The sequence below is a fragment of the Okeania sp. SIO3I5 genome (assembly GCF_010672085.1).
Taxonomy (GTDB): domain Bacteria; phylum Cyanobacteriota; class Cyanobacteriia; order Cyanobacteriales; family Microcoleaceae; genus Trichodesmium.
Genome location: NZ_JAAHHT010000105.1, coordinates 18,431 through 30,289, shown reverse-complemented (window position 1 = coordinate 30,289; position 11,859 = coordinate 18,431). Strand labels below are relative to the sequence as shown.

Annotated in this window: 11 protein-coding genes; 1 reads left to right on the top strand and 10 read right to left on the bottom strand. The window is 33.9% G+C overall.

Annotated elements, in window-relative coordinates:
- From F6K40_RS22060 to F6K40_RS22015, 10 genes are all read right to left on the bottom strand, one after another.
- A partial coding sequence (locus F6K40_RS22060; RefSeq protein WP_293139250.1) for a hypothetical protein occupies positions 1-2,381 on the bottom strand: 2,381 nt, incomplete at its 3' end.
- A gap of 274 nt (positions 2,382-2,655) precedes the next feature.
- A complete protein-coding gene (locus F6K40_RS22055; RefSeq protein WP_293139249.1) occupies positions 2,656-4,011 on the bottom strand; it encodes a TIGR03279 family radical SAM protein in 1,356 nt (451 codons plus the stop codon).
- 421 nt (positions 4,012-4,432) lie between these two features.
- Positions 4,433-4,846 carry a hypothetical protein gene (locus tag F6K40_RS22050; protein ID WP_293139248.1) on the bottom strand — a complete coding sequence of 138 codons (414 nt, stop codon included), beginning with the start codon at positions 4,844-4,846 and terminating at the stop codon, positions 4,433-4,435.
- Between the two features lie 525 nt (positions 4,847-5,371).
- Positions 5,372-6,319, bottom strand: a complete 948-nt coding sequence (locus F6K40_RS22045; RefSeq protein WP_293139247.1) for an FAD-dependent monooxygenase — start codon at positions 6,317-6,319, stop codon at positions 5,372-5,374.
- Between the two features lie 122 nt (positions 6,320-6,441).
- Positions 6,442-7,065 carry a hypothetical protein gene (locus tag F6K40_RS22040; RefSeq protein WP_365672367.1) on the bottom strand — a complete coding sequence of 208 codons (624 nt, stop codon included), beginning with the start codon at positions 7,063-7,065 and terminating at the stop codon, positions 6,442-6,444.
- Between the two features lie 513 nt (positions 7,066-7,578).
- Positions 7,579-7,785, bottom strand: a complete 207-nt coding sequence (locus tag F6K40_RS22035) for a hypothetical protein (protein WP_293139246.1) — start codon at positions 7,783-7,785, stop codon at positions 7,579-7,581.
- Positions 7,786-7,906: 121 nt separating this feature from the next.
- Positions 7,907-8,116 carry an RpnC/YadD family protein gene (locus F6K40_RS22030; protein WP_293139245.1) on the bottom strand — a complete coding sequence of 70 codons (210 nt, stop codon included), beginning with the start codon at positions 8,114-8,116 and terminating at the stop codon, positions 7,907-7,909.
- Positions 8,117-8,202: 86 nt separating this feature from the next.
- Positions 8,203-8,988 (bottom strand): Rpn family recombination-promoting nuclease/putative transposase, encoded by a 786-nt coding sequence (locus F6K40_RS22025; RefSeq protein ID WP_293139244.1) that lies wholly within the window; start codon positions 8,986-8,988, stop codon positions 8,203-8,205.
- A 24-nt stretch (positions 8,989-9,012) separates the two neighbouring features.
- Complete coding sequence (locus F6K40_RS22020) at positions 9,013-9,234, bottom strand: DUF2283 domain-containing protein (protein ID WP_293139243.1); 222 nt, start codon at positions 9,232-9,234, stop codon at positions 9,013-9,015.
- An 87-nt stretch (positions 9,235-9,321) separates the two neighbouring features.
- A complete protein-coding gene (locus tag F6K40_RS22015; protein WP_293139242.1) occupies positions 9,322-10,188 on the bottom strand; it encodes a DUF4384 domain-containing protein in 867 nt (288 codons plus the stop codon).
- A 340-nt stretch (positions 10,189-10,528) separates the two neighbouring features.
- On the opposite strand from F6K40_RS22015, the gene F6K40_RS22010 reads away from it, so the two are divergent.
- Positions 10,529-10,795, top strand: coding sequence for a hypothetical protein (locus F6K40_RS22010; RefSeq protein WP_293139241.1), 267 nt, complete (start codon positions 10,529-10,531; stop codon positions 10,793-10,795).
- Positions 10,796-11,859 lie beyond the last annotated feature (1,064 nt).

Sequence of the window (11,859 nt, the reverse complement as noted above, 5' to 3'; positions counted from 1 at the left end):
AAGTTAGTCTCTACGGTCGGATTAATTTCAGTTTCTACCTCAGAATTTCCTGGCTTTGACTCTAGCAAATCTAATAAACTAGAATTAGAATTGTTGCCGATGTCTGCTAATTTCTTGGAGTTTGGATGAAATTTTTCAGTATCTTTCTCCTCCAAAATAATTGACTGTTGAAAGTTAGTCTCTACGGTCGGATTAATTTCAGTTTCTACCTCAGAATTTCCCGATTTTGACTCTAGCAAATCTAATAAACTAGAATTAGACTTTCCTAATTCTCCTGATTTTTTCGACTCTGGATTGAATTTTTCACTATCTTTATCTGCCAGAATAATTGATTGTTGAAAGTTAGTCTCTACGGTCGGATTAATTTCAGTTTCTACCTCAGAATTTCCTGGTTTTGACTCTAGCAAATCTAATAAACTAGAATTAGAATTGTTGCCGATGTCTGCTAAATTTTTCGAGTCTGGATGAAAATTTTCAGTATCTTTCTCCTCCAGAATAATTGACTGTTGAAAGTTAGTCTCTACGGTCGGATTAATTTCAGTTTCTACCTCAGAATTTCCTGGCTTTGACTCTAGCAAATCTAATAAACTAGAATTAGATTTGTTGCCTAAACTAGAATTAGAATTGTTGCCGATGTCTGCTAAATTTTTTGAGTCTGGATGAAAATTTTCAGTATCTTTATCCTCCAGAATAATTGACTGTTGAAAGTTAGTCTCTACGGTCGGATTAATTTCAGTTTCTACCTCAGAATTTCCTGGCTTTGACTCTAGCAAATCTAATAAACTAGAATTAGAATTGTTGCCGATGTCTGCTAAATTTTTCGAGTCTGGATGAAAATTTTCAGTATCTTTATCCTCCAGAATAATTGACTGTTGAAAGTTAGTCTCTACGGTCGGATTAATTTCAGTTTCTACCTCAGAATTTCCTGGTTTTGACTCTAGCAAATCTAATAAACTAGAATTAGAATTGTTGCCTAAACTAGAATTAGAATTGTTGCCGATGTCTGCTAATTTCTTGGAGTTTGGATTGAATTTTTCAGTATCTTTATCCTCCAAAATAATTGACTGTTGAAAGTTAGTCTCTACGGTCGGATTAATTTCAGTTTCTACCTCAGAATTTCCTGGCTTTGACTCTAGCAAATCTAATAAACTAGAATTAGAATTGTTGCCGATGTCTGCTAAATTTTTTGAGTCTGGATGAAATTTTTCAGTATCTTTCTCCTCCAAAATAATTGACTGTTGAAAGTTAGTCTCTACAGTCGGATTAATTTCAGTTTCTACCTCAGAATTTCCTGGTTTTGACTCTAGCAAATCTAATAAACTAGAATTAGATTTGTTGCCGATGTCTGCTAAATTTTTTGAGTCTGGATGAAATTTTTCAGTATCTTTCTCCTCCAAAATAATTGACTGTTGAAAGTTAGTCTCTACGGTCGGATTAATTTCAGTTTCTACCTCAGAATTTCCTGGCTTTGACTCTAGCAAATCTAATAAACTAGAATTAGAATTGTTGCCGATGTCTGCTAAATTTTTTGAGTCTGGATGAAATTTTTCAGTATCTTTCTCCTCCAAAATAATTGACTGTTGAAAGTTAGTCTCTACAGTCGGATTAATTTCAGTTTCTACCTCAGAATTTCCTGGTTTTGACTCTAGCAAATCTAATAAACTAGAATTAGATTTTCCTAATTCTGCTGAATTTTTCGAGTCTGGATTGAATTTTTCACTATCTTTATCCTCCAGAATAATTGATTGTTTAAAGTTAGTCTCTACAGGAGGATTAATTGGATTTTCTACCTCAGAATTTCCCGATTTTGACTCTAGCAAATCTAATAAACTAGAATTAGATTTTCCTAATTCTGCTGAATTTTTCGAGTCTATATTAAATTCTTGATTGTTATTAACTGCAAAACTACGATTAATATTTTGTTTAAATTCTAACCCTGAAGCAGAACTATTTTCTCCTTTTTTCCGAGATTTTAATTCTGCCAATAAACTATCTGTATTTTTGTATATATTTTCGAGTTCTTTTAATGCGGAAATTATCTCTTGATCTGGTTTTGCTTTAGGTAATTCTTGATTGATATTAACTTCTGAGTCTCTGTTTGATTGTACTTTTCTACCTGAAGAATTTGATTTTAATTTTTCTAATAAACTACCTTGAGGTCTGAGTTGAGCAACTTTCTCCACAGAATTAATATCTGACTTTACTCCTTGAGTTTCTTTCACCTCAACAGATTTTTCTTTGACCTCTTTTGGGTCTAAAATCGAATTTTCAGGAGTATTATTTTGGGAATGCGTAGGTAGTGGGGTTGAAGATCCCTGACCTGCATTTGAAATAACTACTCCGATCACTCCTACTACCACAATATTACGAAAAACACTCATCGATTTTTTAATTAGTCTCCAAGTCCAACAAATATTTTAAACTAATCGGTTAACAGCTTTGCCAATCTCAAATTCTAATAGTCTAATTGGCGATTTTCCTCTGGGACATTACCGAATAATTAATAGTTAATAATTAATAATTAATAATTAAATAATTCACCTTTAAAGTCTCCCCTTTCAAGGGGAAAAAAATTGATTTTTTCCTTTTAGTTAATCCTCTTGCTTTTAGGAATAGGTAATTATCAATTATCCATTATCAATTATCAATTATCCATTATCCATTAATGAAGGGAACGTCCACAGCAGTTAATATTAGCTCTTCTACTCCGGCAACTGGCCAAATAGGTGTCTGAAGTTGAGCTGCTAATTCTTCTAGAGTCATGTCATCCAAAAATAGATTATCTCCCTGTTTGAGCATGACTGAAGGTAGTAAGATGCCTTCCCCTAAATCTCGTCCCTGCAAACCTTCTAATAAGTCTTGGCCTGTTAATAGTCCAGTTACAGTGATGTCTTGTCCCCAATAATTGCTAGATAAGGCTACCATATTTACTTCCAATCCTTCAATTTGATTTAGTTGGTTGGCGATCGCTACAAATGCTTTCTCTACTGCATTCCCTACTACCCAGGTTAATTTTCTTGGGGGGCTTAAGGAAATGTCCGATTCTAAAAATTCTTTGACATAAGTTTCAAATTGTGATCTGAATTGGCGAATTGAACCGACACCATTACCAATTTGAGGATAATCTTCATATTCTGAAGCAGGGGGCAATTCTCGACGGCCAATTAAAAACCATTCGTCAGCTAACCAAATACAATTAGTCCCAGATGTGTATGTGAGTTTCCCCTGAATTTCCTGCACTTGCTCTATAATTTCTTCTGCTTTTGCGGTAGTGACGGGTATTAGTTCATCTTCTGTAGGGCGAAAACGAGTCAACCCCACTGGTACAACTGCTACGGATGCTACTGCGGGTATATCTCCAGTATGAAACTTTGCCAAATCTAATAATGTACGTTCCAGATGAATACCATCATTAATTCCTGGGCAAACCACAACTTGAGCGTGTATTTGCAGTCGCCTTTCTTGGAACCACTGAATTTGTTCGAGTATTTTACCAGCGCGGGAATTCTTTAAAAGACGCGATCGCAATTCTGGTTCCGTAGCATGAACAGAAACATACAGAGGGGAAAGTCGCATTTGTTCAATTCTTTCCCATTCCCGTTGCGGAAGGTTAGTCAGAGTCAGGTAGGAACCGTAGAGAAAACTGAGACGATAGTCATCATCTTTTAGGTAGAGAGTGTCTCGTTTACCTGGTGGTTGTTGATCGATAAAGCAAAACGGACAACGGTTGTTACATTGAATTAAACCATCAAAAACAGCGGTAGAAAATTCTAACCCCAGGTCTTCATCGTAGTCTTTTTCGATTTCAATTTTGTGAGTTTTACCTTTAGCGTCGATGACTTCTATTTCTAGAAATTCATCAGCGCAAATAAATTGATAGTCGATCAGGTCTCGTAGTTGTTGTCCGTTGATAGAAGCGATCGTATCTCCAGGTTCAAAACCAATTTCAGCAGCGATCGAGTCAGGTATTATTTTGGTAATAAGTGCTGGTGATATTCTGTTTTTGCTCATAGTCAATATTTCCTTATTAATTCTTCTTTCTAATTTCAAATCTTAAATATTGATCCTTCCACTTTCCATGGTCACCTAAATCAATGTAGTTTACAGGATTTTCACCATTATATAGAATCCGGTTATATAGTATATGTTCATTATTAAATCGGACAATCGGACCATCTCCCCCAACAATACACTCTTGTATTCAACCGGATTTGATATTACTCCTTACTCCTTACTCCTTACTCCTTACTCCTTACTCATTACTCCTTACTCCTTACTCATTACTCCTTACTCCTTACTCCTTACTCATTACTCATTACTCCTTACTCCTTACTCCTTACTCCTTACTCCTTACTCCTTACTCATTACTCATTACTCCTTACTCATTACTCATTACTCATTACTCATTACTCCTCAGTAATACGATAACTAATTACCCGGATTCTATATTACATATCCACCCGCTATTAAATATACTATTCGAGCTAGAATTTCTTCTTCTCAGAGATAAACATATTTCGTAATTTTTTTTCTGACTAGAAATAGTAACAGCTAAATTTTGATTTTTTCCGCAGCAACCAATATCGTTTCCTAACGACATCTTACCTTCATAATTATTTGAAGATTCACTACAGTCATTTCTTTCTATTTTAGCCCCTCTATCATTTACCCCACTATAAAAACCACAAATTTTAGCATTACTAAATTTATCAACACCTTCAGTTTTAAAAGATAATTCTTGATTTTGCCAATAGATATCGTCGTCTCCTAAATACATCCATTCACTTCCACGATCTTCTTTTGAACATCTCCAACTACACCACTTATTCTCGTAAGTTTCATGCATAATTGTGAGCAATTACTTTCTTGGGGGTTAAAAAAGCATTTAATCTTATCCATGTATATTCCTACAAACACTCCAGTAGCTGCAACAACTACACTTGCTACTACTGCTGAAACATTTACTTTTTCCCAAATGTTTACTTTTTCCGAGTTACTCATTTTTTCAGGTTTTTTAATTAAGATTTACTTGTTAGATTGAAATCAATATACCTGGTGCTTAGACATTTTCTGGTGGAACAAGTTATCGACGAAATTACGCCGATACCCTAAAGCAGAAACCGGGTTTATGAACCAAATTTCGTGGTTTTAACAACAATAACCAGGGGAATAAACCCGCTTTCTTAGTTGGTTTGCGTCAGCCGTGTTTTTTTCTTCTTGGAAACTGAGGTTAACCATTTTTTTGTTTACTTTTCCGTCCAGTCTTCCGGCTAATCTCTCGACTGGTACGCTGGTACTCATGAACAATAGGTAGTCGTTCTGCTTGAAATTTAGCCAAAGCTTCGTAAATTGTCTCACCTTCTTCCAAATATCAAGATAAAGCTAAGGCATCCTCAAAACCTGACGTCATTCCTCTAGCACGACTAGGACTTTTTGCGTGAGCAGCATCCCCAATCAAAAGAACATTTCCATGATAAAATTGAGGTATAGGATCAATATCGTAGGAAAAATTGCAAACAATCTGGTCATTTGGAGTAGATTCAATAACTTTTCGGGCTGCTTCAGGAATTTTTACCAATTCTTGGGAAGGGATTCCTACATTGTGAGGCCGAGGTAAGTTAAATTCAGATTCTTCTCGATCTTTTTCAGTAAAAAAACCCCAATGGGTATAACCATCACCAATATCAAAGAAATTTGCATAAACTCCACGACTTCGGACGTACAGCAAGAATAACCCATCTTGGCAAAATTCGTCTTCTTTGACAACTCCACGCCAGACAACATCACCTAAATAAGATAATTGTGCATCAGATGCCACAAAATTTCTGAGTTTTGAATAAATTCCATCACTCCCTATCAATAAATTTCCTTCCCAATGACTCCCATCTTCAAAATAGGCAATTACCTTATCTTCTCTTTGTTCTAAATGACTAAAACAAGCGTTACAATGTAGGCAATCTTCGGGTAAATAAGTGAGAATTGACTCCAAGATAGCTTTACGATGGATTAAAATTCCAGGAATCTCTTTCTCTTCGTATTCTGGCTGTTCTCGGTTGACAACTTCGTCTTTAAAGTTACGAAATTCAAAGGTTTTCGCAGGCACACCTTTTTCTATTAACTGGTGACATAATTCTGGGTTTCCCTGATGAAGAGCTTGCATTCCTGAAGAAATTAAGAGGATACCGCAGCCATCAGTACGGGGAGCAGGAGATTTTTCAAATAAGTCAACTTGATAACCTTTTTTAGTTAATAAATAGGTTAAATAAGTTCCGGTTGTTCCTGCACCGACAATACCAATACGAGTGTTTTTTGTAATCATAAATATAAGATTATTCAGTCTATGTTATTTACTTAAGAATTGAAGTATTACCTAAGTATAGCATTACTTTTGGTAATTGGTATAACTTATATGAAGTATAGTTTACATTTAATTGTATTTTTTTAAGTAGTCAGACTAGCTGTTAATATTCCCATAATTAGATTAATTTGATTTAGGTAATATTCGGTTAAATCTATAATAAGATTTTCCCCTTCTAATTTCAAGAATCGCCAGTTGGTTCCTGATGTAATTACTCCATAAATTGTACTTATATTTTTGCCTTCTTTTTGGTTAAAAATTCTAGCAGCTATCATTTCTGCTATACATTCGCCTAATCCCAAATTGAGATTTTCTTTCTGAGCTTCAACAATAGTTATGACTGGAGCTGTTATTGTTAACATTTCCGCAGACTTAGTAATTAAAAAGTCACAAGTTCCATTTAAACCTTTTTCTGGTTCCACCGTAAAATCTATTCCTGAAAAAATATTTATTTGTTCTTGATTTTGTCTTTTTATATCTATTAATATCGGAGCAATAATCATTTCCGAACGAGCTTTTTCGCTGTTGCTAGCTAGAGCGATCGCTACATTATAATTTAGAGTTTCTGTTAATAACGGACTAGGTTCTAAAGGTGTTAAGTTGGCAAAAAAATTATTTTGCTCAGTAGTGTTAATTTCAAAAGTTTGTTTGACTTTTGCTAATGTAAAGTCGCTGTAATAAATTTTTGTTAAAGACGAAATCGGCAAGATAGAAAACTAATCAATATCTTAAATTTCAATTTCAAGATACTAAACGATTGATTAGTTTGCAAAGTGCTGTAAACAGAAAATAAACTAAATACTCAAGATTTATTCCATGAAATTCGTTCAAATCTTTATATAAACAACTGTGATTTCGTAATAGGTATAATTCTAATTGAATCAGTATTCTCTTCAACTCCTGTCCTACAAGTAACAGTAGAATATGCAAATCTTTATGATACCCCTCTATCAACCCAAACTACTCCAGTCTAAAAATGTTCCATTCTCCTTTAACATGTCAAATAGCTCTTTATAAAATTCAAGATCAACTTCACGCCAACTACAACTAATTGATGTTGGCTCTCACTATTGTCCAATAGTTAAGGTGGGCGGATTAAACCTCAAAGCTTTTACAGGTAAAAGTTTCAGCCTTTTTATTTCCAAAGCGGATGAAGTGCGGAATGTAGGTTTTATGCAACAAAGCCTAAAGATACCAGAAGTTTGGTGTAGCTCGATGTTTCACAGATCAGTACAACGCCCCTCTTTTAAATCCTGAAGTGCTTCCTCAGCCAAGGTATCTAGTTTCCCCGCAGCCACATCAGTTTCAAATTGTCTATCCCAAGCTTCAGCGTCAAACTCTGCAAACCAGGCACGGAAAACAGCCAGCTCTTCTGGGGAAAGTTGACTGACAGCACGTTCAATTTCTTCAACAATATTTGTGTTCATAGACTCACAGCGTTTCAGTTTACTAATTTAACTATTTCTGGTAATTTTTCCAATACAATAGTCTGGAATACGGGAAATAATTTGTTGGGTTTCGTTGCCTCAACCCAAGCTACAATTTAAGTTAATTCAAATTAGCAATAGCTTGTCGCACTTGCTCAATTTCTAATTCTAATGTTTCAGCAATTTCTTCAACAGAAAAGCCTTTTCTTAATAAACTAGGAATAACTTCCAATTTTCCTTCAGCTTTGGATTCTGCCATTAATTCCTGAGCAAAACGAGTTTTTTTCAAATCATCAATACCAAACATAGCTTCTAACTCCTTAGGACTCATTTATGATAATTTTTCCAATACAATAGTCTGGAATACGAGAAATAATTTCTTGGGTTTCGTTGCCTCAACCCAACCTACAGTTTAAGTTAATTCAATTTAGCAATAGCTTGCCGTACTTGCTCAATTTCTAATTCTAAAATTTCCGCAATTTCTTCAACAGAAAAGCTTTTTTTTAATAAACTAGGAATAATTTCCAATTTTGCTTCTATTTTTGATTCTGCCATTAATTCTTGAGCAAAACGGGTTTTTTTCAAATCATCAATACCAAACATAGCTTCTAACTCCTGACGACTCATTTGTGGTAATTTTTCGAGAACAATAACTGACAATAGGTTCAAAAGTTGTAACCGATAATTTTCTTCGGTAAACTGCTGTTTTACTCGATCAATTAAAACGGTTACTCTTTCCAAAAATTGTTTCTTCCTCGCTACAACTAATTGAACAATCTGTACACCTAAAGGAGTTGTTTCACTCACTTTTAATTCATTCAAATAGATGCGCTTGACAAGGGGAGAATCTAATAAGGGTTGTACAGATTCTCTTTGTTTTTCTGTAGGCTCAAAACTACGACTTTTAAAGATAATCATAGCACGCCAACGTAACTCCGGGTCGTTGTCTCTAAGATAGGTAAAAATCTCAGAAAATAAACGTAAATAAATTTTTTCGTCTTTTTGAAATTGTACCTCCGTAAAATAAATTGGTTTGTCAACATCTTGAGGTAAAAATACCCCATCTATTCTAAAATAAGTCTGTTTTAATTCTACTGAATCAAAACGATAATCGTTGAGATTTTCTGGTAATTCTCCCCACAACTGAAAGAAAGTTTCAGGTAAGTCTTGGAAAATTCGATAAAATATATGGTCGGTTTTCATCCACTAAATATTCTATTGATAGTTCTAATTTTTGACAGTTAATAATCTACCTTGCACAGATTCTAATATCGAATCTCTAATAAAAGCAGTGGCATTAATAATTTCCATACCAATTAACTCCCCTGTTTCATTCAATTCTGCCGTAATATTAGGACTAATTTCTACGCTTCTTACTTCTGGTTCATTAGTCAGAGTTAAATGCAGAATATCCTCTTTTTCAAAATAAGTCATTTTTGCATTATTCATAAATTGTAAATCTCCTTAATTCGATAAAATATACGGTCAATTTTCATTTTGTATTCAGTTGAGTGAGAAACCTAGTTTCTCAGAAATTTAGCTTGTAATTGAATATTTATATCGCATCAAGTGACAATTATTTTTATTGACATAATTCAACAAACTTTCTAAGTGTTTCTTTTCTAATTCTAACGGTTCATCTTCGAGTTGAGACAGCCAATCTAACTGCGGTTCTTTTTTACTAAAAACAGCGATAATTTCTTCATCTCCAATGGGTGGTTCAACTACAAAAGGATCGTCTTTATCTTTCGGTAAAATCAATGTTCCCCAAGCAGGAAAAGACGGACTTAAAACTGAAGGGGCAATACAATAAATCTCCCCAGAAGCAAATTTTTCAGCCACAATTAAATAGCCATCATTGCTCAATTTGACGTGATAATTAATTTTAGTGCCAATGGAAAATGATAGGTAATCAGGTTTTGGACTACTCCATGTTTTAGTCTTTATGCCGAGATGAGGTAAATAATTTTCTGAAGTATATTCTTTAATATAAATATTGCTACTATCCTCTGACTTTTCCCACAATTTTTTCCAAATTTCAATAGTTGTTTGAGGTCGAAGATTTTCTATATATTTAGGAAAAATTTCCTCCTTCAACCATTTTCTAGCACCTTCCCAAGTTTTCTGATATTTTCCATCGGGATTATCTCCGTCTTGATAATCAAAACCATATTTTTTTAGCATAGGATATATTTTTTTATGCCAACAATCTCTCAAAGTATTAGATGAAAATTTATAATTCTCCTTTTTCTGTAACTCACTACTTAATTGTGACCAATCTTTGTGAGAATTATCTAATAGTAATCTTTGTATAAAAGCAAGTTCATTATTGCCAGAAAACTCGAACTTAATCACCATAGCATTCAAAAATTCACTTTCCCAGTATTCATAAGATTTGTTCATAAGTGTCAGTATTTATCAAGTTAGTTTGAATCAAATATAACAAATGGATTTATTGAGCGTCAATAACTCTCTACAAAAATCTACATTTTTCTATCTATATAATTCTCTTTAGTTCTACACATATTTATCCTATCTAGTTGTTAATCTAAAAATATAGAGATAATAAACAAATCTCGAAGCAACCAAAAGTTTATTTAATGGCAACGCTCAGATAAAAAGACTATTATTTTCGATATTTATCTACGGCACTATTAAATAAATCAAGCTAGCATTTATTCAGAGAATAAAAATATCTAAACATACGAAAAATTCAATCTACAATAAAAAGGAGAAAAACATCATGCAACCTTTATCTCAACAGCAAAATCAACTGCTGAAAAAACTAGCAATTGAAATTTTTGTTCAAGCCGCAAGTGCAGTATTTCTTGCTGCTTTTATTGGTAAAAGTTCATTAATTAATATTGAACACAATATTCATTTAAAAACTGATCCAGTTAAATCTTGTACGATGACTGTTGAAAAAGTTATTTTGAAGAGAAATAAAAGCGAATTATGGTACTATAATTTGCCCAAAATTGAAGAATCTAAATCAGCAGATACACCATGATTAAATAATATCAAATCCAGTAGTATCAATGTAAAAAGCGTAGAAACCGGGTTGATATTAAATGCTTGACCAGATAAACATCTACCTCCGATAAACCCGGTTTCTTATAACACTTCCATTGCCACTAATAGCGATCGCTACCTTACATTTCTTTAGTCAAAAAGGCTTTGTTTTCAACAATTAATAATGAATAATGAATAATTACTAATCATGAAAATTTTTATTTATTATCCCCTATCCAAGGGGAGGCTTTAAACCAAAATTTTTCGGTAATAGCCATAGAACATCCGTTCAGCTTTTCGGTTGTCAGAGCCGACATGAAAGGTGAACAACCGTGGCAGCTATATAGCGCTACGCGCAAGTCAGAAGTCAGAAGTCAGAAGTAATCCCTGACTGAGTTTGAATATTGTATAGATGTCCTAATCTTTGCTTCGACTGCTATATCACCCTATTTCTATACATTGATGCTTTATTCATTTATTTATTGGCCAATAGTTAAATGGCTCAAAGCCTTTACAGGTATAAGTTTCAGCCTTTTTTATCAAAAATTGATGTTTGATTTATTTATTGGCCAATAGTTAAATGGCTCAAAGCCTTTACAGGTATAAGTTTCAGCCTTTTTTATCAAAGATTGATGTTTGATTCATTTATTGGCCAATAGTTAAATGGCTCAAAGCCTTTACAGGTATAAGTTTCAGCTTTTTTTTTATCAAAGATTAATGTTTGATTTATTTATTGGACAACAGTTGTAGAAGTATGAAGTAGATATGCTTGGATCTTGTGCGGTAGCTATATGTTTTCATACAACAAAGCCAGTCAAAAACACAAAAATACAGGGCTGAAAATACTGAAATTTTCAGCCCTGTATATGTTCAAATTAACCTAAGCATTCAGCTTTGACTATCAAAAGATCGCTAACCACTCAATGCTTAATACCTACAGGATTTACCCAGAACCGCCATATCTAGTAAGGGCGAATGCCATTCGCCCCTACAGATCAATGCTTAATACCTACAGGACTTACCCAAAACCGCCATATCTAGCAAGGGCGAATGCCATTCGCC